At 71.6% G+C, this 20,074-nt stretch carries 22 protein-coding genes; 9 read left to right on the top strand and 13 right to left on the bottom strand.

Features of this window, described 5'->3' with window-relative positions:
• Window positions 1-38: 38 nt before the first annotated feature.
• Window positions 39-890: a TIGR03619 family F420-dependent LLM class oxidoreductase gene (locus AB0I79_RS52325; protein ID WP_357891063.1), complete on the top strand. Its 852-nt coding sequence runs from the start codon at window positions 39-41 to the stop codon at window positions 888-890.
• A gap of 7 nt (window positions 891-897) precedes the next feature.
• Here AB0I79_RS52325 and AB0I79_RS52320 read toward each other — a convergent pair whose 3' ends face one another.
• On the bottom strand, window positions 898-2,505 hold the full coding sequence (locus AB0I79_RS52320) for a DUF2207 domain-containing protein (RefSeq protein ID WP_357891060.1): 1,608 nt from the start codon (window positions 2,503-2,505) through the stop codon (window positions 898-900).
• Between the two features lie 29 nt (window positions 2,506-2,534).
• A complete protein-coding gene (locus AB0I79_RS52315) occupies window positions 2,535-3,617 on the bottom strand; it encodes an FAD-dependent monooxygenase (RefSeq protein ID WP_357891057.1) in 1,083 nt (360 codons plus the stop codon).
• A gap of 108 nt (window positions 3,618-3,725) precedes the next feature.
• On the opposite strand from AB0I79_RS52315, the gene AB0I79_RS52310 reads away from it, so the two are divergent.
• Window positions 3,726-4,637: a TetR/AcrR family transcriptional regulator C-terminal domain-containing protein gene (locus tag AB0I79_RS52310; RefSeq protein ID WP_357891054.1), complete on the top strand. Its 912-nt coding sequence runs from the start codon at window positions 3,726-3,728 to the stop codon at window positions 4,635-4,637.
• Here the strand turns inward: AB0I79_RS52310 and AB0I79_RS52305 are convergent.
• Window positions 4,634-5,368, bottom strand: coding sequence for an alanyl-tRNA editing protein (locus AB0I79_RS52305; RefSeq protein ID WP_357891051.1), 735 nt, complete (start codon window positions 5,366-5,368; stop codon window positions 4,634-4,636). The genes AB0I79_RS52310 and AB0I79_RS52305 overlap by 4 nt on opposite strands.
• A gap of 40 nt (window positions 5,369-5,408) precedes the next feature.
• Here AB0I79_RS52305 and AB0I79_RS52300 point away from each other — a divergent pair, with 40 nt between their 5' ends.
• Window positions 5,409-6,032 carry an SGNH/GDSL hydrolase family protein gene (locus AB0I79_RS52300; RefSeq protein WP_357891048.1) on the top strand — a complete coding sequence of 208 codons (624 nt, stop codon included), beginning with the start codon at window positions 5,409-5,411 and terminating at the stop codon, window positions 6,030-6,032.
• Between the two features lies 1 nt (window position 6,033).
• Here AB0I79_RS52300 and AB0I79_RS52295 read toward each other — a convergent pair whose 3' ends face one another.
• The 5 genes from AB0I79_RS52295 to AB0I79_RS52275 form a co-directional block, all read right to left on the bottom strand.
• Complete coding sequence (locus AB0I79_RS52295) at window positions 6,034-6,402, bottom strand: DUF2516 family protein (protein WP_357891046.1); 369 nt, start codon at window positions 6,400-6,402, stop codon at window positions 6,034-6,036.
• Between the two features lie 122 nt (window positions 6,403-6,524).
• Window positions 6,525-6,941, bottom strand: a complete 417-nt coding sequence (locus AB0I79_RS52290) for a hypothetical protein (RefSeq protein WP_357891043.1) — start codon at window positions 6,939-6,941, stop codon at window positions 6,525-6,527.
• A gap of 3 nt (window positions 6,942-6,944) precedes the next feature.
• Window positions 6,945-7,436, bottom strand: coding sequence for a helix-turn-helix transcriptional regulator (locus AB0I79_RS52285; RefSeq protein ID WP_357891040.1), 492 nt, complete (start codon window positions 7,434-7,436; stop codon window positions 6,945-6,947).
• A gap of 61 nt (window positions 7,437-7,497) precedes the next feature.
• Window positions 7,498-8,403 (bottom strand): M56 family metallopeptidase, encoded by a 906-nt coding sequence (locus AB0I79_RS52280; protein WP_357891037.1) that lies wholly within the window; start codon window positions 8,401-8,403, stop codon window positions 7,498-7,500.
• Window positions 8,400-8,756: a BlaI/MecI/CopY family transcriptional regulator gene (locus AB0I79_RS52275; protein ID WP_080043346.1), complete on the bottom strand. Its 357-nt coding sequence runs from the start codon at window positions 8,754-8,756 to the stop codon at window positions 8,400-8,402. Before AB0I79_RS52275 ends, AB0I79_RS52280 begins: the two co-directional genes overlap by 4 nt.
• Window positions 8,757-8,904: 148 nt before the next feature.
• Here AB0I79_RS52275 and AB0I79_RS52270 point away from each other — a divergent pair, with 148 nt between their 5' ends.
• Complete coding sequence (locus tag AB0I79_RS52270) at window positions 8,905-9,408, top strand: O-acetyl-ADP-ribose deacetylase (RefSeq protein WP_357891034.1); 504 nt, start codon at window positions 8,905-8,907, stop codon at window positions 9,406-9,408.
• A 1-nt stretch (window position 9,409) separates the two neighbouring features.
• Here the strand turns inward: AB0I79_RS52270 and AB0I79_RS52265 are convergent, their stop codons facing one another.
• From AB0I79_RS52265 to AB0I79_RS52255, 3 genes are all read right to left on the bottom strand, one after another.
• The gene (locus AB0I79_RS52265; protein ID WP_357891031.1) at window positions 9,410-12,154 is read right to left on the bottom strand and encodes an AbfB domain-containing protein; all 2,745 of its coding nucleotides are present in this window, start codon (window positions 12,152-12,154) and stop codon (window positions 9,410-9,412) included.
• Window positions 12,155-12,270: 116 nt separating this feature from the next.
• Window positions 12,271-13,068, bottom strand: coding sequence for a class I SAM-dependent methyltransferase (locus AB0I79_RS52260; protein WP_357891028.1), 798 nt, complete (start codon window positions 13,066-13,068; stop codon window positions 12,271-12,273).
• Window positions 13,061-13,804 carry an SDR family NAD(P)-dependent oxidoreductase gene (locus AB0I79_RS52255; protein WP_357891025.1) on the bottom strand — a complete coding sequence of 248 codons (744 nt, stop codon included), beginning with the start codon at window positions 13,802-13,804 and terminating at the stop codon, window positions 13,061-13,063. The genes AB0I79_RS52260 and AB0I79_RS52255 overlap by 8 nt, the downstream gene beginning before the upstream one ends.
• Before the next feature lie 129 nt (window positions 13,805-13,933).
• On the opposite strand from AB0I79_RS52255, the gene mshA reads away from it, so the two are divergent.
• The 4 genes from mshA to AB0I79_RS52235 all read left to right on the top strand — a co-directional run bounded on the left by mshA (window position 13,934) and on the right by AB0I79_RS52235 (window position 17,076).
• Window positions 13,934-15,208 carry a D-inositol-3-phosphate glycosyltransferase gene (gene mshA / locus AB0I79_RS52250; RefSeq protein WP_357891022.1) on the top strand — a complete coding sequence of 425 codons (1,275 nt, stop codon included), beginning with the start codon at window positions 13,934-13,936 and terminating at the stop codon, window positions 15,206-15,208.
• A 17-nt stretch (window positions 15,209-15,225) separates the two neighbouring features.
• Complete coding sequence (locus AB0I79_RS52245; protein ID WP_357891019.1) at window positions 15,226-15,705, top strand: YbjN domain-containing protein; 480 nt, start codon at window positions 15,226-15,228, stop codon at window positions 15,703-15,705.
• A 143-nt stretch (window positions 15,706-15,848) separates the two neighbouring features.
• Window positions 15,849-16,259 carry a hypothetical protein gene (locus AB0I79_RS52240; RefSeq protein WP_357891016.1) on the top strand — a complete coding sequence of 137 codons (411 nt, stop codon included), beginning with the start codon at window positions 15,849-15,851 and terminating at the stop codon, window positions 16,257-16,259.
• A gap of 73 nt (window positions 16,260-16,332) precedes the next feature.
• Window positions 16,333-17,076 carry a phosphoglyceromutase gene (locus AB0I79_RS52235; protein ID WP_357891014.1) on the top strand — a complete coding sequence of 248 codons (744 nt, stop codon included), beginning with the start codon at window positions 16,333-16,335 and terminating at the stop codon, window positions 17,074-17,076.
• A 240-nt stretch (window positions 17,077-17,316) separates the two neighbouring features.
• Here the strand turns inward: AB0I79_RS52235 and AB0I79_RS52230 are convergent, their stop codons facing one another.
• The gene (locus AB0I79_RS52230) at window positions 17,317-17,874 is read right to left on the bottom strand and encodes an XRE family transcriptional regulator (protein ID WP_357891011.1); all 558 of its coding nucleotides are present in this window, start codon (window positions 17,872-17,874) and stop codon (window positions 17,317-17,319) included.
• A 188-nt stretch (window positions 17,875-18,062) separates the two neighbouring features.
• Here AB0I79_RS52230 and AB0I79_RS52225 point away from each other — a divergent pair, with 188 nt between their 5' ends.
• Window positions 18,063-18,797: an amino acid racemase gene (locus tag AB0I79_RS52225; protein WP_357891008.1), complete on the top strand. Its 735-nt coding sequence runs from the start codon at window positions 18,063-18,065 to the stop codon at window positions 18,795-18,797.
• Window positions 18,798-19,038: 241 nt separating this feature from the next.
• Here AB0I79_RS52225 and AB0I79_RS52220 read toward each other — a convergent pair whose 3' ends face one another.
• Window positions 19,039-19,767, bottom strand: a complete 729-nt coding sequence (locus AB0I79_RS52220; RefSeq protein ID WP_357891005.1) for a phytanoyl-CoA dioxygenase — start codon at window positions 19,765-19,767, stop codon at window positions 19,039-19,041.
• Window positions 19,768-20,074 lie beyond the last annotated feature (307 nt).

Genomic DNA, 20,074 nt, shown 5'->3' with positions numbered 1-20,074 from the left:
GGTCGGGCGTCCCGCCGCGCCGACCGAGGAAGCAGCAGATGAAATTCGGAATCAGTTACAGCACGCCGCATCACGGCGTGGATCCTGACAAACTCGCCGCGTTCGCCCGGCTGGCCGAGGAGTGCGGGTTCGAGTCGTTGTACGTCCCCGAGCACATCGTGCTGTACCCGGGTGCCGCCATCGGGCCCTTCGAGCTGCCGCCGACGCTGCCGTACGCCGACCCGCTCGACACCCTCACCTTCGTCGCCGCCCACACCGAGCGGATCCTGCTCGGCACCGGCGTGCTGCTGCTCCCGTACCACCATCCGGTGACCCTCGCCAAGCGGCTGGCCACCATCGACGTGCTGTCCAAGGGCAGGATGCGGCTGCTCACCGTGGGCCTCGGTGCCCTGCCGGGGGAGGCCAGGGCGGTGGGGGTGGACTTCGCCGGCCGGGGCCGCCGCGCCGACGAGGCGATCGACGTGCTGCGGCTGCTGTGGGCGGGCGGCGCGGAGGGCGTCAGCTTCGCCGGGGAGTTCTTCGACCTGGACGGCCTCTGCAGCTTTCCCAAGCCGCACGCGGCCACCACGTTGCCGATCCACGTCGGCGGGTCGAGCCGGGCGGCCGCGCGGCGGGCGGGCCTGCGTGGCGACGGCTTCTACCCCGGCGGCAGGCTGCGCCCCGAGGAGCTGGCCGCGCTGTGGGAGCTCGCCCGGTCCACCGCCGCCGAGGCGGGCCGCGACCCGGACGCGCTGGAGTACACCCGCTTCGGGGCGATCGACATGCCCGCCGGCCGCGCCGAGGAGCTCGCCGCGCAGGGGGTGACCCGCCTCGTCGTCAGCCCCTCGACCACGGAACCGGACGAGCAGCGCGCGGAGCTGTCGGCGTTCGCCGAACGGTTCTCCCTCTGAACGATCCCTACAGGGAGCGGAACTGGCGGGTGGCGGAGATGGCGCCGGACGTCGTCTGGGTGAACGTACGCATCGAGCCGGCGAACTTCGACAGGTCCCACTCCGCGGGCCCGTGGTACCAGTACAGGTTGTCGGCCTGGTGCCCGTTGCCCGTGACGGAGGCCACCACCCGCGACCAGTGCTCCACCCCGTCGAAGATCACCGCGTACGGCAGGTAGCGGGAGAACAGCTCCACCCGGTGCTGCTCGGGCACGTCCCCCAGCTCGCCGGAGAACAGGTACTGGCGGAAGCCCATCGTGTGCGCCAGCGCCGCCGACCCCTTGGCGGTCTTGGCCGGCATGTACTGGCCGCCGACGGCCAGCGCGCCGCCCGCGATGACCAGGGCCAGGCCGAGCAGCCCGTACGTGGTGAACCAGGCCAGCGCCACCGTGGCCAGCAGCCCCACGCCGACGAGCACCACGCCGATCATGGTCCACCTGGTGCGCTCGGTGTCGGGGCGGCGGGCGAACCAGCCCTGCCGGACCACGTCGGCGTAGAGCGCGTCGCGCACCTTGCCGAGGTTGGCGGCGAACGAGCCGGACAGCTGCGACAGCAGCACCGCGTCGCGCCCGTCGAAGATGGCCTGGTAGAGCGCCAGCTCGTACGGCAGCAGCGCGTTCATCGGCGCGTTCGGCAGCCTGACCAGCATCCAGTCGGGCGCGTCGTACACCTGCCTGGGCTGCTCGTCGATGCGCAGGTAGCCGCGGACGGCGAGGTCGACGATGGTGGCGGTGACGTCGACCACGTCGGCCTGCTCGTCCACGAGCGTGCCGATCTGGCCGGGGCGCACCCCGTCGGGCGGGGTGAAATGGCCGTTCTGCACCGGATCGACCTTGCCGCTCTCGTGGCCGGCGACCCGCGCGTCGCGGCCGCGCGTCCAGTAGAGCAGGGCGACGCCGCCGAGCATCAGGACCAGCAGCCCGGCCAGGGCGCCGCCGGTGACGGTGTCGAGCGTGAACGCGGCCGACAGGGAGAAGCGCTTGTCCAGGATGGGCTTGCCGTTGCTGGAGCCCTTGGGGTATCCGACGATGACGGTGAGGGCCTGGTCGGGAGCGATGTTCTCCTGCTCGAAGTCGGCCTGCGTGGCGGCGTGGTCCATGGAGGCCGAGGTGCAGCCGATGGCCGAGGTGAGGGCGCCGGCGAAGCAGGACAGGTTCTGGACCTGCCCGGGGCCGGTCACCTTGACCGTGGCCTTGGCGACCGGCTGGTTCCAGCCGTTCACGGCGAACCAGCGCAGCTCCTCGATGCCGCCCGAGGGCGTCACCGCCCCCTTGACGTCGTACTCGACGGTCTGGCCCGTCACGGTGAGCACGTCGCCCGCGAGGGTGCCGCCCTTGACGTTCGAGATCCGGTACAGGCGGTCGTTGCTGTCGTCGTACCGCGTCCGGGTGATGAACGTGCGCTTGAGCTGCCCCGACGCGCCGCTGATCTTCTCGACCACGTGCAGGGTGCCGTCCTTGCCGAGGGTCATCGTGACCTCGTCCGTCATCCCGGCCTCCGCTGCGAGGGCGGCGGGGGTTGCGGACAACGTCAGAGCGGTGGCCGCCAGGGCGGCCATCGTGAGTCTGATACCCATGGCGGCAAATCGTATCGGTTCGTACCTGCTCAGGTCAGAGCGATGGTGTTGGCCGCCCGCTGGACGCTCTCCGGCGCGGCGCCCTGGCCGGGGTTCTCGTGGGCGAGCGCCTGGTTCGCGGCGACGAACGGGCGCATGCGCTCCTCGTACCTCTCGAAGGCGTCCGCGCCGCCGGCGCCGAGCTCCTCCGCGAGCACGTACGCGCCCACCAGCGCCAGGCTCGTGCCCTGCCCGGACAGCGGCGAGGCGCAGTACCCGGCGTCGCCCACCAGCGCGACCCGCCCCTTGGTGAAGCGCTCCATCTTCACCTGGGCCATGGAGTCGAAGTAGAAGTCGTCGGCCTTCCACATGGCCTCCAGCAGCCTGGGCGCCTCCCAGACCGCCGAGCAGTGCTCCTGGATGAGCCGCTTCTGCTGGTCGAGGTCGCGGTAGTCGTAGTCGATCACGCCGGACCTGAAGCCGAGGTTGACCCGCATCTCGGCAGGGTCGCGGTCGCTGAACAGCGCGCCGCCCGCCTCGCCCGCGTTGAACCAGGTCTGCCAGTGGTCGAGGCCGAGGAAGTTGCCTGCGGTGTAGATGGAGACGTAGGTGCCGAGGTGGTGCAGGAACTGCTGCTCGGGGCCGAAGGCGAGCCTGCGCACGTTGGAGTGCAGGCCGTCGGCGCCGATGACGTGGTCGTAGCGGTCGCGCCACCCGCCCTCGAACGTCACCTCGCCGTCCTCGCCCAGCGTGGCGATCGAGTCGCCGTAGACGTAGCGGGCGGTCGTCGAGGCGTCCAGGAGGATGTTGTTCAGGTCGTCCCGCATGATCTCGATGTCCGGGCTGTCGAACCGGCCGCCACTGAGCGTCTCCTCCTCGCTACGCATGATCTCGTTGCCGTCGCCGTCCACCATGTTCATGCCGCGCATGGTCGTCCGCAGCGCGCGGATCGGCTCCAGCACCCCCATCCGCTCGACCACGGTCAGTGCCGCGCCCCTGATGTCCACCGCCTGGCCGCCCTTGCGGGGCGCGGGCGCCCGCTCGACCACTGTCACGTCGAACCCGTGCCGCCCCAGCCAGTACGCCAGGACGGGGCCGCCGATGCTCGCGCCGGAGACGAGAACCTTCTTCATGACTGCGCTCCCTGTGTGTTGACCTTGTACGCAGAACTGAATGTACGTAGTACATACAGCAGGTCGCAAGGGTATAGTGGCAAGATCTGTACTAGTACAGGAGGATGGATGAGCCCCACGCCCCACGCCCGCATCGCGGCCGACATCAAGCAACGCATCGCCGACGGCCGGCTCCGCCCGGGCGAGCGCGTGCCCTCCACCAGGCAACTCGCCAGAGACTGGAACGTCGCCCTGGCCACCGCCGCCAAGGCGCTGACGCTGCTGGCGCGCGAGGGCGTGGTGGTGGCCGAGCCGCGCGTGGGCACGGTGGTGGCCGAGCGGCCCGGCACCCCGGCCAGGCCCCGGCCGGGCGCGACGGCCGAGCACGAGCTGACGCGGCGGCGCATCGTACGGGCGGCCATCGAGATCGCCGACGCGGAAGGGCTTTCAGAGCTGACGATGCGAGCCGTCGCGGGCCGGCTCGGAGCGGCCACCATGTCCCTCTACCGGCACGTGGGCGGCAAGGACGACCTGCTCATGCTCATGGTGGACGCGGCGTTCGCCGGCTTCCCGCTGCCCGCGGAGCGCCCCGAGGGCTGGCGGGGACGGCTGGAGGCCTCGGCGCGCGTGCAGTGGGCCGCCTACCGGGCGCATCCGTGGATGGCCGGGGCCACGCCGCTGACCCGGCCGGTGCCCTCGCAGGCGCTGCTCCAGCACTCGGAGTTCGTCATGGAGGTGCTGCAGGAGACCGGGCTCGACGCGGCGACCCGGATGTACGTGACGATCCTCATCTACAGCTTCGTGCAGGGGATCGCCGCCCACATCGAGCTGGAGCAGCGCGCCAGGGCGGACACGGGGATCACCGACGAGGAGTGGATGACCGGGCAGGAAGAGTTCCTGAGCGGCATCAAGGCGGCCAACCCGGCCTTCTCGCGGCTGCTCGACGAGCTGGGCGACTTCGACCTCGACCTCGACCGGCTCTTCGAGTTCGGGCTCCGGTCGCTGCTCGACGGGCTGACGAGGCTGGTCGAGCCCCGCTAGTCGGAGATCTGGATGCGCAGGCGGCGGAAGCCGCGGCCCTTGCTCTCGATCTTGGCGACCCTGATCCGCCCGATCTGCTTGGTGGAGGCCACGTGGGTGCCGCCGTCGGCCTGGGTGTCCAGGCCGACGATGTCGACGATGCGCACGTCCTGGACGGTCTCGGGCACCAGGTTCGTGGCCGTGCGGATGATGTCGGGGATGGTGAACGCCTCGGCCCTGGGCAGCACCCGCACGTCGATGCGCCGGTCGGCGAGGATCTCGGCGTTGCAGGCGTCCTCCACGGCCTCCTTGAAGCCGGGAGGCACCTCGGGCAGGTCGAAGTCCATGCGGGCGCTGAGCTCGTCCATGTTGCCGCCGGTGACCAGGCAGCCGTAGTCGCGGAAGACCACCCCGCACAGCACGTGCAGGCCGGAGTGCGTGCGCATGAGGGCCGAACGCCGCTCGTCGGCCACCGCGGCCCTGACCACGGTGCCGGTCGGCGGGATCGGGTCGCCCTCGGCCGGGATCAGGTAGAGGTCGTCGCCCTTGCGCGCCCCCACGATGCGGGTCTCCACGCCCTGCCAGATCAGAACGCCGTGATCCGCCGGCTGGCCGCCTCCACCCGGATAGAATGCCGACCTGCTCAGCACGATCCCCTCTGGCGTGGCGTCCAGGACGACGGCTTCGAAGTCGCGCAGGCTCTGGTCGGACAGTTCCAGTCTTTCGGTGCGCCCGTGGAGATCGGTGCTCATATCGGCAGCCTAGTGCCCTGGGGTGGTCATGCGTGGCCTGATGAGACGCGTCGCGGTGCTCGTCGCGGTGCTGGGGCTGCCCTCGTGCGCGTCCGCGGCGAAACCGGCGCCCGCCGAGCAGCAGGCGCCGGTGATGATGTTCGTGGGCGACAGCTTCACGGTCGGGTCGGGCCCGGTGCCGCCCTGGCAGACGTACGCCTCGCAGACCGCCCGCCTGCTGGGCTGGCAGCCGATCATCGCGGGCGCGGGCGGCACCGGCTTCTGCAACGAGGGGCGGGCGGGCCGCACGTTCCAGCGCTCGTTCGAGGTGGAGCTGGCCTGGCGCCCCGCCCCCGACCTGCTGGTCATCTCGGGTGGCCACAACGACCGGCGCTGGAGCCCGGAGCGGGTGCGCGGGGCCGTCGCGAGCCTGCTGGCCGAGGTGCGCGCGCACTGGCCCGAGACCAGGACGGTGGTGGTCGGGCCCATCTGGATGGGGGAGCCGCCGAAGAAGGCGTACGGGGTGCGCGACGCCGTGGCGGAGGCGGCCAGGGCCGGGAAGGTGTCGTTCCTCGACCCGATGCGCAGGAGCTGGCCCAAGGAGGCGGTCCTGCCCGACGGGGTGCATCCCACGCTCGCCGGGCACGAGGGCCTGGCCGCCTGGCTGGCGGCCGAGCTGACCTGATCTACCAGGGGCCGTACGGCCCGTTGTTGCCGCCCCGGCCGCCCATGCCCTTGACGGCGGGCTTGACGTCGACGATGTAGATCGTGGCCGCGATGACGGCCGCGATGGAGAACAGCCCGAGGCCGATGCCGATGAACTGGCCGCCACCGACCATCATGAAGGCCTGGAAGTAGCTCAACGCCCCGGCGGCCGAGAACAGCGTGGCCAGCCCGAGGATCAGCAGCCACAGGTTCTTCTGCAGTTTGCCCGCCGAGATGAACGCGTTGGCCGGCACCCGCAGCGCGTGCACGAGCGCGTAGACCGACATGCCCAGGATGGCCACGGCGAGCACCAGGAAGAGGAGGTTGAAGACCCCGTTGATCATGTCCATGTAGTCGTCTCCGCCCAACGCCGCGATGCAAACGGCTTCAGCCTAATAGGCACCCCCGACATGCGGGCACCCCCGAACGGAAAGGCCCGCCTCCCGGCGGGGAGACGGGCCTCGGGTCTGCGTCAGGCCTGGGCCTTGGCGGAACGGGTCTTCTTGACCGGCTCGACGGGCTCGGCGACGGCCGGCTCGGCGGCCTCCGACACCTCTTCGAGCTCCAGGGCGGCCGTGCCGCTCGCCTTGCTGACGACCTTGCGGCCGCGCGTGGCGAAGTCCTCGTAGGCCTCGGTGGCCTTGAGGGTGAGCTGGTCGGCGTACTCGCGGGCCTTGTCGGGCAGCTCGCGGGCGAAGCCCTCGGCCTTGTCGGCGTACTCGCGGGCCTTGACCGGCAGGTCCTTGGCGATCTCGGAGCGCCGCGACTGCAGCTTGGAGAGCTGCTCGGGCAGCTCGCGCAGCTTCTCGACGGCGAAGTCGCCGACGCCGGCGACGGCGTAGAACGGCTTGGACTCGGTGAGCTTCTTGACCTCGGTGGCCAGCGTCATGGGTTAACCTTCCTTGGTTTCCTGGGTGACGTTGCCGTTGCGTGAGGTCGCCGCAAAGGGCTCAAGTGCGGCGAGAAACTCCTCGGGCAGCGGCGCGTCGTCCGAATCGGAGTCATGCCGGGGGCGGGCATTCTGGGAGGTCTGCTCGTCCTCGGCGTGCTTCTCCTTGCGGAACGACTCGTAGATGTCGATCAGCACCTGGCGTTGCCGTTCGCTGAGGTGCGCGTCGGCCCTGATCGCGGTGATCACGTCGCTGGGCGGCTCGCGGTCCTCGATGAGGCCCGCCTGCACGTAGAGCGCCTGCGAGGAGATGCGCAGACCTTTGGCGATCTGGTTGAGGATCTCCGCGCTCGGCTTGCGCAGGCCGCGCTCGATCTGGCTCAGGTAGGGGTTGGAGACCCCGGCCGCCGCGGCGAGCTGGCGCAGCGAGATCTTCGCCTGCTGCCGCTGCTCGCGGATGTATTCACCGATCGAGCCGACTTTGGGTAGTGCCATGCCGACAAGTTTGCCCGGTGGTGCTTGCAATTGCAAACGGAGTGGTTAACACCAGCAAGCATCAGAGCTGGATGACCCACAGGAAGGGCGCGGCGGTGATCAATGTCACAGACAGTGCGATGAAGCCGTAACGCACCGACGTGGCGAGCTCGGGAGCGGGCTTGATCAGGCGATCGACCCTGGCCATGACGTTCTGGACGTGCACGCCCAGCATGCCGTGGGGCGTCGGCATGGCGCCGGCGGTGCCGAACCTGAGCAGCGCCGTGGCCAGCCGGCGCGGCGAGCAGTAGCGACGGGCCCGGTCGTCGGCCGCCATCTCGACCAGCAGCTCGACCTGCGCCTGCGCGTCGGCCACCACCTTCGACCAGGGCAGCGCCCTGCGCAGCGCGGCGAACGGCAGCAGCACCAGGTCGTGGCGCTCGCGTACGTGGGCGGCCTCGTGCGCGAGCACGGCGGCCAGCTCGTCCTCCGACAGCAGCTTGAGCGCGCCCTCGCTGACCACGACCTGCGAGCGCAGCCCCGGCACGCAGTACGCGGCGGCGCTGGGGTGGGCCAGCACCCGCACGCCGGGCACGCCCGGGTCGTCGTGGGAGATCAGCGCCAGCAACATGCGGTGCCTGCGACGGGCCCGCAACGCCTGCACGCCCGCGGTGAGCAGCACCGCGACCAGCACGGCCAGCGCCGTGAGCCCCGCGATCAGGGCCAGCACGTGCAGCGCGTCCCACGCCTGCGCGGGCGTCTCGCCCCGCGCGAACGCGATCAGGCCGGGCAGCACCCCGTCGTCGTACGGCTGGACGGCGAAGGCGAGCATCGCGCCCGTGGTGGCCAGGCCCCAGCACACGCCGAGGGACTGCCAGAGAATGATGGCCAGCCGGGGGGCGCGCGAGGTCCACCGGGCCGTGGTGAAACGCCAGGAGCCAACCGCGCACGCCGTGGCGAGCGCTGCCAGCGCCGCTGCCGTGATCACTCTTCCTCCAGCTCCGTAAGGGCTCTGCGCAGGATCTCCGCCTCCGTGCCCGACACGGCTTGGGCGAAGCGGGTCAGGGCGGCCGAGCGGTCACCCGTCAGGTCCAACGCCTCCAGCATAAGCTCAGCGATGTACGCGTCGCGGCTTTCCGCCGGTTGGTACCGCCATGCCCGCCCGTCGCGGGTGCGCTCGAGGAAGCCCTTGCGGGTGAGGCGGTCGAGAACGGTCATGACCGTGGTGGGGGCCAGGTCGCGGTCGGCAATCAGCCTGCCGACCTCGCGGGCGGTCAGCGCGTTGCTCTCCGCCCAGAGGATGTCCATGATGCTGCGTTCAAGCTCGCCAAGACCCTTCACGCCCTTCAGGGTAGCTCTACAAAGCGTCGAGCTGGCATTCGGGGCGGGAGACTTCTCGCTGTCGCCGTGCTGTCACCGTGCGATTCGCCAAGGCGCCCCGCGGGCCCGGATTTGGCGCGGGCCACCCGTCGCTGCGAGTCTGAGTGAGATGAAGCTCACACTGGTCCAAGGTGACATCACCGAGCAGCGGGTCGACGCCGTGGTCAACGCCGCCAACTCCTCCCTCCTGGGCGGCGGGGGTGTGGACGGCGCCATCCACCGCAGGGGCGGTCCCGAGATCCTGGCGGAGTGCAGGAAGCTCCGGGCCGGCCACTACGGCAGGGGCCTGCCGACCGGCCAGGCCGTGGCGACCACGGCCGGGCGGCTGCCCGCCCGGTGGGTCATCCACACGGTCGGCCCCGTCCACTCCGCCTCGCAGGACCGGTCCGAGCTGCTGGCCTCCTGCTACCGGGAGTCGCTGCGGGTGGCCGACACGCTGGGCGCCTCCTCGGTGGCCTTCCCCGCGATCTCCACCGGTATCTACGGCTGGCCCATGGACGACGCCGCCCGGATCGCCCTGGAGGCGGTCCGGACGGCGGGCGCCCAGGTGGCGGACGTGCGGTTCGTGCTGTTCGACGCGGCCGCGTACGCCGCCTTCGAGGCGCGGCTCTAGGTCACGGCGCCCAGGGCGGCGCGACGGCCCACGTCACGTCCTGGTCGTAGCTCGCCGCCGCGTCGAAGGCGTGCGAGCCGCCCGGCACCGCGATGTGAACGGCCTCGGCGAAGTGCCTGACGGCGTGGCCGGCGATGTTGTACGAGGCCAGCGTCACCCCGCTGCCCCCGGCCCTGGGCGGCTGGGCGCAGAACGTGGCGTCCTGGTCGAACAGGGCCGTGCCGTCGCGCGCGTCCTTGCGTACCCGGAAGTCGGCGTGCCGCAGGTAGTGGCCGGGGAAGTTGCGCGACTCGAAGGAGTAGCAGCTCCCCTCCGCCAGCCCCCGCCGCACGTGGAACGTGGCGTCCTCCTTGAGGAGCTGCGGGCTGCCGGCGCTCACCACGTCGGTGCGCGCCAGCGAGTCCTGGTGCCGCAGGTACCGGTCGGTGAACCCCGGCGTGGTCACCCGCAGCGACTGGGCGGCCCCGACGGTCAGGCCGGCGCCGCTGCGCCACCAGGGCGTGCCCGGCAACCAGGTGACGTCGGCGGCGAACGACGTGGCGGTGTCCCAGGCGTTGGGGCCGCCGCTGCGCGCGATGTAGACGGCCTCGTCGTAGTGGCGCAGGTAGGAGCCGGGCTGGTTGAGCGACTCCAGCGACACGCCGGTGCCCGCCTGCGCCGCGCGGGCGCAGAACGTGGCGTCCTGGTCGAACAGGGCCGTGCCGTCGCGCGCGTCCTTGCGTACCCGGGAGCCGGCGTGCCGCAGGTAGTGGCCGGGGAAGTTGCGCGACTCGAAGGAGAAGCACGTGGCGTCCGCCAGGCCGGGCCGGGCCCAGAAGGTGGCGTCCAGCTTCAGCGTGTCCGCGCCGGCGGCGGTGATCACGTCGGTGCGGGCCAGGCCGTCCTGGTGGCGCAGGAAGCGGTCGGTGTGGCCGGCGGTGGTGACGCGCAGCGAGACGAGGCCGCCGGCCGTCAGGCCGGTCGCGGACCGGATCACCGAGCGGTTGACGGTGCGTACGCGCTCCGCGTCCACCTTCAGCACCCGGCGGTCGTACGTCCACAGCCCGTTGACCTCGTTCTCGACGTCCGTGGGCTGCGTGTAGATGGACGCGGACAGGCCGTTGTCCGAGATGAGCGGCTTGAGCTGCTCGTTGACCGAGACGTAGCGGTCGGTCAGCGCCGTGGCGTTCGAGGTCATCTCGTACGCGAAGCCGGTGCCGGGCCATTGGTGGCCGGGGCTGAGCAGGCCGAGGCCGCCGAACTCGCCGAGCACGGCCACCCTGGTCGCGCTGGGCCGCTGCGGCGTGCCGGGGCCGACGTAGATGTGATCGTCCACCACGTCGCCGTTGCCGCCGTCGAAGCCGCAGCAGTTGGAGCCGGAGTTGTTGTTGACCAGGCGGCTGGGGTCCCAGCTCTTGACCAGGTCGGCGATGCGGGCCGGGTCGTACTCGCCCCAGCCCTCGTTGAACGGCACCCACTGCACGATCGAGGTGATGCCGCGCAGGTGGTCCACCATGCGGCGCAGCTCGCTCTCGAAGTTCGGCCTGTCGGCCGCCGAGGGGCTGACGCCGGTGCGCATGGAGGGCATGTCCTGCCAGACCATGAGGCCGAGCCGGTCGGCCCAGTAGTACCAGCGGGCCGGCTCGATCTTGACGTGCTTGCGCACGGTGTTGAACCCCAGCGCCTTCTGCTGCTCCAGGTCGAAGCGCAGGGCGGCGTCGGTGGGGGCCGTGGAGATGCCGTCGGGCCAGTAGCCCTGGTCGAGGGTGCCGAGCTGGAAGACGAACCTGCCGTTCAGCGTCGGGCGCAGCACGCCGCCGACCATGGCCTTGCCCACCGACCTCATGCCGAAGTAGCCGGTCACGACGTCCCCGCCGCCGGTGCCGGTGAGCGTGACGCGCAGGTCGTACAGGAACGGGTCGTCGGGCGTCCACAGGCGGGCGTTCGGGACCGGCACCCGCAGGTGCGCGCCGATCGCGCCGGTGGCCGTGCCGACCACGTTCCCGCCGGTCAGGACCTCGGCCCTGACCTGCTGCCCCGACGCGCCCGTCGCCTGCACGACGAGGTCGAGCTGCCCGGCGGCGACGTCCGGGGTGGTGTCGAGGCGGGTGATGCTCGCGGCGTTGACCGGCTCCATCCACACGGTCTGCCAGATGCCGGAGTGCGCGGTGTAGAAGATGCCGCTGGGGGAGCGGCGCTGCTTGCCGATGGGGGCGCCCGTCGCGTCCACGGGGGCGTACACGCCGACGATGAGCTCGTTGGAGCCGGAGCGCAGGGCCGGGGTGATGTCGAAGCCGAACGGGTCGTAGCCGCCGGTGTGGGTGCCGACCGCGGTGCCGTTCACCCAGACCCTGGTCTCCCAGCTCACGGCGCCGAAGTTGAGCCGTACGCGCCGTCCCGACCATCCGGCGGGCACGGTGAACGTCCTGCGGTACCACATGCGGTCCTCGTGCCGCTGGATCCGCGAGAGTCCCGACTCGATCGGGTACGGCACCAGCACCTGCTCGGCGAGGTTCTGGCCGGTCGGCGGGGCGGTGAGGGAGCCGGTCGCGGCGAACTGCCACAGGCCGTTGAGGTTCTGCCATTCGGAGCGTACGAGCTGGGGCCGCGGATACTCCGGCAGGGCGTTGTCCGGGGTGACCTCGGCGGTCCATGGGGTGGTGAGCGGGGGCGCGGCCAGCGCCTCCTGCACGGGTAAGGCGACGACTGCTCCTGAGAGGACCAGCACCGCGGTGAGACGGCGGGCCCAGCCTGAGAATCTGCTCATCTCGGCTCCTTGACGAGGACCGTGCCTGACTTCCCCCGACAGGTTGCGACCGAACTTGAACGAGTTGGATCGCACTGTGACCATATACCGGAGGTCACCTGCGCGAAATAGACCATTTACCGGGGATCGACGGCCGCCCAGGGAAGGGTCAGCTCACCCAGCCGCCACCGCGTGGGACCGCCCAGCGGCGGGTGGGCCGGCACCGGCCAGGACTCGGCGAGGACGCCGACGGCGGCCAGCCACCGCTGCCGCCGCCCATGTGCCCCGTAAGGCGCGCTGACCGCCCAGGCACGGTCGAAGTCGTTCAGAAACGCATGGATCCGCTCACCCGGCACGTTCCGGTGGATGAGCGTCTTCGGCAGCCGGTCGGCCAGGTCGGACGGCCGCTCGAAGGCGTCGAACCGGGCCGCGAACGTGATCGTCTCCGGCCCATCGGGCGAGAGCCCCACCCACACGGCCCGCCGGCCGTTCTCGGAGCAGGTGCCCTCCACCAGGACGCCGTGCGGGGCCAGCTTGCCCGCCAGCACGTCCCAGTAGTGCCACGCCTCGTCCTCGCCGTACTGCCGCAGCACGTTGAACGCGCGGACCAGCGTCGGCGGGCGCGGGACGGGCAGCTCGAAGCCGCCCAGCCGGAAGCTCAGCCCCTCCCGCTCGTACGGCCTGGCCAGCGTCACCCTGGCCGGGTCGATCTCGACGCCCACCACGTCCACGCCGGGCGCCACCCGGCGCAACCGGGTGAACAGCTCCAGCGTCGTGGTGTGCGAGGCGCCGTACCCGAGGTCCACCACCAGCGGCCGACCGCCGGGCGCGCCGCGCAGCAGCGGGCCGTGCACCGCCGCGATCCAGCGGTCGCAGCGCCGCAGCCGGTTGTGGCCGGTCGTGCCCCGGGTGATCGTCCCGACCGGCTTAGCCACTGACGCGGTGCACCTTGTGCTGCGCGGCCTGGGCCCGGGGGCGGATGACCATGCGGTCGACGTTCACGTGGGCCGGGCGGGTCACGCACCAGGCGATCGCGTCGGCGATGTCGTCCGCCGTGAGCGGACCCGGCACGCCCTCGTACACGCGGGCCGCCGCCTCCTGGTCGCCCCTGAAGCGGGTGACCGCGAACCCCTCCGTCTGCACCATCCCCGGCGCGATCTCGACGATCCGCACCGGCTGCCCTACCAGCTCCAGGCGGAGCGTCTCCGCCATGGTCCGCTGGGCGTGCTTGGCGGCGACGTAGCCGCCCCCGCCCTCGTAGGCGCCGTGCCCGGCCGTCGAGGTGAGCATCACCAGCACGCCGTCGCCCGATTCGACGAGTTCGGGGAGAAACGCCTGGGTCATGCGGAGGGAACCGAGCACGTTCACGTCGTACATGCGCTGCCAGTCGGCCGGCCGGGCGTCGGCCACCTGCTCCAGTCCGAACGCGCCGCCGGCGTTGTTGACCAGCACGTCACAGCGCTCCAGGCCGGCGGCCAGCGCGTCCACCGACTCCTGGGAGGTCACATCCAATGTCACGGGCCTGATCGAGGGCACCTCGGCGGCCAGCTTGTCGAGCCGGTCGCGGCGCCGCGCGCCCGCGACGACGTCGTATCCCTCGGCGGCGAGGCGCCGTGCGGTCGCCTCTCCGATCCCGCTGCTCGCACCGGTCACCACAGCCGTCTTCCGCATGCTCCACATCCTAGGAGGTGACCTCCCTACGCCTAGTTGTGACCGTCTGTCGGGAATGTCGAAAAATTCGGGATAGTTGTATTCCGTCTGGAGGTGGTGTCGAGTGAGGCGCTTCGGAGGTGAAGTCGGGTGAGGCGACGACGGGTCAGCCGGGTCGCGACCATCAGCATGCACACATCGCCGCTGGACCAGCCCGGAACGGGCGACGCCGGAGGCATGAACGTGTACATCGTCGAGTCCGCCAGACGACTGGCCCAGCTCGGAGTGGAGGTGGAGATCTTCACCCGGGCCACCGCCCGCGACCTGCCACCCGTGGCCGAACTCGCCCCCGGCGTCCTCGTCCGCCACCTCACGGCCGGGCCGTACGAGGAGATGGACCGCGCCGACCTGCCCGCCCAGCTGTGCGCCTTCCTGTCCGAGGTGCTGCGCACCGAGGCCATGTACGACCCGGGCCGCTACGACGTCATCCACTCCCACTACTGGCTGTCCGGCCAGGTCGGCTGGCTGGCCAAGGAGCGCTGGGGCGTGCCCCTCGTGCACACCATGCACACCATGGCCAAGGTCAAGAACCTCCTGCTGGCCCAGGGCGACAAGCCGGAGCCCCAGGCCCGCGTGGTCGGCGAGCAGCAGGTCGTCGAGATCGCCGACCGCCTCGTCGCCAACACCACCGACGAGGCCCGCGAGCTGATCGACCTGTACGGCGCCCCCGAGCAGCGCGTCGCCGTCGTGAACCCCGGCGTCAACCTCACCCGCTTCCAGCCCGCCTCCCAGGGCGCCGCCCGGCACCGGCTCGGCCTCCCGCAGGACGCCCACGTCCTGCTGTTCGTCGGCCGCATCCAGCCGCTCAAGGCCCCCGACGTGCTGCTGCGCGCCGCCTCCAGGATGCTCATCGACGACCCGTCGCTGCGCTCCCGCCTGGTCGTCGCCTGCGTGGGCGGCCCCTCGGGCAACGGACTGGCCCGGCCCTCCCTGCTGGCGGAGCTGGCCGCCGAGCTCGGCATCCCGGACGTCGTCCGCCTCGTACCTCCCGCGCCGCAGGACGAGCTGGCCGACTGGTACCGGGCCGCGGACGTCACCGTCGTCCCCTCCTACAGCGAGTCGTTCGGCCTGGTGGCACTGGAGTCGCAGGCCTGCGGCACCCCCGTGGCCGCCGCCGCGGTCGGCGGCCTGCGCACCGCCGTCCGCGACGGGGTCTCCGGCCTGCTCGTCGACGGTCACGACCCGGCCGAGTGGGCGCAGGCGCTGCGCCGCTTCGTCACCGCGCCCCGCTGGCGCGAACAGCTCTCCCAGGGCGCCCGCGCCCACGCGGCCGCCTTCGGCTGGCAGGCCACCGCCTCCCGCCTCATGGAGGTGTACGCCGGCGCCCTCGCTCACATGCACCAGGTGCCCGTGGCCGTGTCCTGACTTTTATTCTGGTCGGCATGCGCGATGTCGTCGAAGCCGCGCTCAAGGCCGCGGACGTCTCCTACGACGAGCCGCGGCCAGGAGCGTTCCTGGCCAAACTGCCCGGACAGCACAAGCTCGCCACCATGACCTGGCTGATCGTGGGTGAGCGCGTGCTGCACGTCGAAGCCTTCTTCTGCCGCCAGCCGGACGAGAACCACACCGAGTTCTACCGGTGGCTGCTCGGCAAGAACGGGGCCATGTACGGGGTGCACTTCTCCCTCGACCCCGTGGGAGACGTCTACCTGGTCGGGCGGGTGCCGCTGGCCGCGGTGACCGAGGAGGAGGTCGATCGGCTGCTGGGGTGCGTGCTGACGTACTCGGACGAGTGGTTCGACCGGGCGCTGGAGCTCGGCTTCGCCTCCTCGATCCGGCGGGAGTGGGCCTGGCGCGCCAAGCGCGGCGAATCCCTCGCCAACCTCCAGGCCTTCGCCCGCTTCGCCGACCCCGACCGCTGACCCCGGCCGCTGACTTCGGCCGCTGACCTCGGCGGCTGACCTCGGCGGCTGACCTCGGCGGCTGACCTCGGCGGCTGACGCGGGCAGCTGACGCGGGCGGCCGAGGCCGACCGTTGACGCCGGCCCCGCCATATCGTTGACGCATGACCCGCAGCAGCAGGAAACCGCGGCGGCTCGTGGTGGGCGACGAGACCTTCCTCTGGGCGGTGGCCCACAACCACCGCGACGAGCAGGGCCGGCTCCGCGAGTGCAGGGAGACGCTCAGGCTCCGGCGCAGCGGGGCGCGGGGACGCCTGCTCATCGTCTTCCAGAAGCGGCCGGGACGCCTGGTGCCCGACGGCTACGTCCACTCCGGAGCCGTCGGCACCGGCGGCCTGTGGTTGAACCTGCACGAACCCGGCACCGTACGAGCCCTGCTCGACGAGGCGACCCGCCGGGGCTGGGACAGCGACGACCCGCGAACGTCCCACCTCGACGGCTGGGACCTCTTCACCGAGGCCGCCACCCGCCTCACCGCGGCCGCCCCACCCCCCGCCGAACAGGTACGGCCCTGAATCCCCCGCCGCACTTCCGCCAACAGCTACGGCCCTCAACCCCGCGCACTTCCCGAACCATAGGATTGGCCCCATGGCGACTTTGGTGCTGCTTAGGCACGGCGAGAGTGACTGGAACGCGAAGGGCCTGTTCACCGGCTGGGTGGACGTGAGCCTTTCGGCCAAGGGCGAGGACGAGGCCCGCCGCGGAGGCAAGCTCCTCCAGGACGCCGGGCTGCGCCCGGACGTCGTCCACACCAGCCTCCTGACCAGGGCCATCCAGACGGCCCAGCTGGCGTTGGCGGAGGCCGACCTGCTCTGGCTCCCGGTGAAGCGCAGCTGGCGACTCAACGAACGCCACTACGGCGCCCTCCAGGGCAAGAACAAGGCCCAGACCAGGGAGGAGTTCGGCGACGAGCAGTTCATGTTGTGGCGGCGCTCGTACGACGTCCCGCCGCCCCCCATCGCCGACGACGACGAGTACTCCCAGGCCGGCGACCCCCGCTACGCCCTCCTCCCGCCGGAGCTCATGCCCCGTACGGAGTGCCTGAAGGACGTGGTCGACCGCATGCTCCCGTACTGGTACGACGAGATCGTCCCCGACCTGGCCGCCGGCCGCACCGTCCTCGTCGCCGCCCACGGCAACTCCCTGCGCGCGCTGGTCAAGCACCTGGACGGCATCAGCGACGACGAGATCGCCGGCCTCAACATCCCCACGGGGATCCCCCTGCTGTACGACCTCGACGCCAACTACCGCCCGACGGCCCCCGGCGGCAAGTACCTGGACCCGGAGGCCGCCAAGGCCGCCATCGAAGCCGTCGCCAACCAGGGCCGCTGACCAACGGCTCGATCTCGGCCCAGGAGCGCGCTTTCGCGCGACGTGGCTTCAGGCAGCCTTTCGTGGGGGGCGCGGCCGCCCCCCACATCCCTGGTCCAACGGCCCGTGAATCCTCAGACCGGGCAAGTGTCGCCGCGCGGGTTCTGGACACCCGCACTCCCGCCCGCAGCCCGACACTCCGGCCCCTCCTGCCCCTGAACCGGCACCTTCCGCCCCGCAGCCCCGCCGGCATGCTCCTGCTCAGACATGTTCCATCACGATCATCCCGGTCGTGTCAGGATCGAGCGCGGTGAAGACATGCGGCGCGTCGCCCGGGTAGGACAGATAGTCGCCGGGCCCCAGCTCGACCGGCTCGTCCAAGGGCCCTGCCAGCGCCCGCCCCGCCCCGATCACGAGGTGTTCGACGGTCCCCGGCATGTGCGGCTCCGATCGCCGCGACTCGCCCGGCTGCGCCTCGATCCTGTAGAGGTCGCGCCGGGCCCCCGGCGGGCTGGAGGCCAGCAGAGTCGCGGTGTAGTCGGCCTGGCCGGAGCGGGCGGCCGGCCCTTCGCCGGCGCGGATGAGCCGCACCGCCGGGCGCGGCGGATCCACCAGCCGGCTGAACGGCACGCCGAGCGCGACGCCGAGGGCCCACAGCGTCTCGAGGCTCGGATTCCCGGTGCCCGCTTCGAGCTGGGAGAGCGTCGACTTGGCCAGGCCCGAGCGTCTGGCGAGCTCTGTCAGCGAGATTCCCGCACGGTCACGCTCACGCCTGATCGCCGCCGCGATCCGATCGAAGGGAGGTCTGTCATCCGCCACTGTTCGCTCCACACTTCCACTCGTTCGATTTGACGAACACCCACGCCCGGTCCACTATAGCGATCGAGTGTTCCGATATACCGAACAGGGGGCACATGCGCGACCCAGCGAGCCGGAGTCGGCCTCTCGACGCCGGCAGCGGCCATGACACGCAAGAGCACGGCCGAGCCGCCGCCCCGCCGTCCCATATGCGACATCTCGGCATCCTCGCGCACAGCACGGAAGGCGCGGCGCTGAGCTTCCTGTCCTTCTGCCAGGAGGGCTTCCAGCGTCGGGGCGAGCACGACCACCCCGACGTGACACTCGACTACATCCCGTTCGGCCGCAGCATGCCCGCCTGGGACGCGGGCGATCACGACGCGGTACGCAAGACGCTCGCGGTGAGCGTGGACCGGCTGGCCAGGGCGGGCGCGGAGTTCTTCATCTGCCCCGACAACACCGCCCACCTGGCGCTGGAGCGCCCGGGCCCGGCTCTCGCCCTGCCGGGCCTGCACATCGCCGAGGTGGTCGCCGATCAGGCCGCCCGCGACGGGCGCACGCGCGTCGGGGTGCTCGGCACCTCCTACACGATGGAAGGCACGGTGTACCCCCGCGCCCTCGGCTCGCGGGGAGTTGCCTTCGAGGTGCCGGACGCCGAAGACCGCAAGGTCGTCAATGAGATCATCTTCAGCGAGCTGGTCAATGGCCTGTTCACCGACGAATCACGTGCCGCGTACGTCAAGGTCATCGAGCGGCTGGCCGCCCGCGGCTGCGACGCGGTCGCGCTGGTCTGCACCGAGATCCCCCTCCTGGTGGGGCCCGAGCACTCCCCGCTCCCCACGCTCGACTCAACCCGCCTCCTGTCCGCCGCCGCCTACGACGTAGCGGTCGGCCTGCGACCGTTCCCGTCCTGGCGCGGCGGCTCCGAGGGCCTGACGCGATGAGGTGAGTGACCCGGATCTGAGTCCGTGAGGTGATGAGATGAGTCATCCGGATCCGCGTCTCATCGGCCGCCGAGCCTTCGGCCTCGGAGTCGCCGCGGCATCGCTGGCCCCGGCGTTCGGCTCCGCCCTGCCCGCAGTCGCGGCACTCGTCTCTGTGCCTCCCGCCGGTTCGGTGCGGCCAGCCGGCTCCGGGTGGCCGCCGGCGCCGCGCTCCCGAGTCGTGAGGTGGGGGTTCGGGTGCCTACCAGCCGATAGCGCGTGCGAGCGGCGTGTCGTCCCCTGGCGTCAGCGGCTTGTTCAGGATGAACGGCATCTGCGCCATGAACCGCGGCTCGGTGCCCAGGTGCTCCTGAGCGGCGTGCACGGTGAATGGATGTACCAGGTAGGCGTCGCCTGGGCTGCCCGTCGCCAGCGCCAGCGGCCGGTCGCGGCCCACCTCGTCGAAGATCGGCCCCATCTTCATGGGGTCGAGCACCTGCTCGTCGTCCAGCACCTTGACCAGGTCGCGGTGCGACCCCACGCGGATCCGGGTCGGTGCGTCGTCCGTACCGACCTCGGAGAACAGCACGAGGAGCAGCAGGGTGGCAGGGCGCGCGCTCACTCCCCACGTGCCGTCGGCGCGCATGGTGTTGGAGTCGACGTGCCACCCCCGGTCGTCGGCCGGGGGCACCCGGGGAAAGCGGATGGGGATGTTGCCGACGGCGCCGCGCCGCTGCCATCCGCCAGGACCCGCGACGGCGTCCAGGGCCGCGTGCAACTTCGGGCTGGCCATGAACTGCCCGAACGGCCCCTCACCGGTCATGTCCGCCGTCCACACCACCGGCTGCGTCCATCCGGAGGGATCGTCCGGAGACAGGCCGATCCGCTGCCACAACAACGCCCTGGCCGCATCGCCCACCTCGCGCGGCACGATGCCTTCGAGCTTGGCGAACCCGTCGCGGACGAACTGTTCGACGTCAATGCTGTCCATGTTGAGCACGCTACCGAGCCTGTCCATCGCTTTTCCGGTCCGCCGGTCCGCCTCCGGTCCGCCGGTCCGCCTCCGGTCCGCCGGTCCGCCTCCGGTCCGCCGGTCCGCCTCCGGTCCGCCGGTCCGCGTCCGGGCCGTCTTCCGGCTTCTTCTCCGGCCAGGCCGCCCGCTCGCCGGGCCACGTCCCTCGGGCGGGCGCTGGAGCCATGACCGTGGCCGTGGGGGGGGGGGGGGGGGGGGCCGGCCCCCCCCCCCCCCCCCCCCCCCCCCCCCCCCCCCCCCCCCCCCCCCCCCCCCCCCCCCCCCC

Origin of the sequence: Nonomuraea sp. NPDC050202, from assembly GCF_040656115.1 — a bacterium.
GTDB lineage: Bacteria > Actinomycetota > Actinomycetes > Streptosporangiales > Streptosporangiaceae > Nonomuraea.
Note: the sequence above shows the minus strand (reverse complement) of the source record. Positions and strands in the feature narration are given on the sequence as shown.

Coding starts and splice junctions, on each gene's coding strand:
- AB0I79_RS52325 (WP_357891063.1), top strand. CDS start 39: ATGAAATTCGGAATCAGTTACAGCACGCCGCATCACGGCGTGGATCCT.
- AB0I79_RS52320 (WP_357891060.1), bottom strand. CDS start 2,505: ATGGGTATCAGACTCACGATGGCCGCCCTGGCGGCCACCGCTCTGACG.
- AB0I79_RS52315 (WP_357891057.1), bottom strand. CDS start 3,617: ATGAAGAAGGTTCTCGTCTCCGGCGCGAGCATCGGCGGCCCCGTCCTG.
- AB0I79_RS52310 (WP_357891054.1), top strand. CDS start 3,726: ATGAGCCCCACGCCCCACGCCCGCATCGCGGCCGACATCAAGCAACGC.
- AB0I79_RS52305 (WP_357891051.1), bottom strand. CDS start 5,368: ATGAGCACCGATCTCCACGGGCGCACCGAAAGACTGGAACTGTCCGAC.
- AB0I79_RS52300 (WP_357891048.1), top strand. CDS start 5,409: ATGAGACGCGTCGCGGTGCTCGTCGCGGTGCTGGGGCTGCCCTCGTGC.
- AB0I79_RS52295 (WP_357891046.1), bottom strand. CDS start 6,402: ATGGACATGATCAACGGGGTCTTCAACCTCCTCTTCCTGGTGCTCGCC.
- AB0I79_RS52290 (WP_357891043.1), bottom strand. CDS start 6,941: ATGACGCTGGCCACCGAGGTCAAGAAGCTCACCGAGTCCAAGCCGTTC.
- AB0I79_RS52285 (WP_357891040.1), bottom strand. CDS start 7,436: ATGGCACTACCCAAAGTCGGCTCGATCGGTGAATACATCCGCGAGCAG.
- AB0I79_RS52270 (WP_357891034.1), top strand. CDS start 8,905: ATGAAGCTCACACTGGTCCAAGGTGACATCACCGAGCAGCGGGTCGAC.
- AB0I79_RS52265 (WP_357891031.1), bottom strand. CDS start 12,154: ATGAGCAGATTCTCAGGCTGGGCCCGCCGTCTCACCGCGGTGCTGGTC.
- AB0I79_RS52255 (WP_357891025.1), bottom strand. CDS start 13,804: ATGCGGAAGACGGCTGTGGTGACCGGTGCGAGCAGCGGGATCGGAGAG.
- AB0I79_RS52245 (WP_357891019.1), top strand. CDS start 15,226: ATGCGCGATGTCGTCGAAGCCGCGCTCAAGGCCGCGGACGTCTCCTAC.
- AB0I79_RS52240 (WP_357891016.1), top strand. CDS start 15,849: ATGACCCGCAGCAGCAGGAAACCGCGGCGGCTCGTGGTGGGCGACGAG.
- AB0I79_RS52235 (WP_357891014.1), top strand. CDS start 16,333: ATGGCGACTTTGGTGCTGCTTAGGCACGGCGAGAGTGACTGGAACGCG.
- AB0I79_RS52225 (WP_357891008.1), top strand. CDS start 18,063: ATGCGACATCTCGGCATCCTCGCGCACAGCACGGAAGGCGCGGCGCTG.
- AB0I79_RS52220 (WP_357891005.1), bottom strand. CDS start 19,767: ATGGACAGCATTGACGTCGAACAGTTCGTCCGCGACGGGTTCGCCAAG.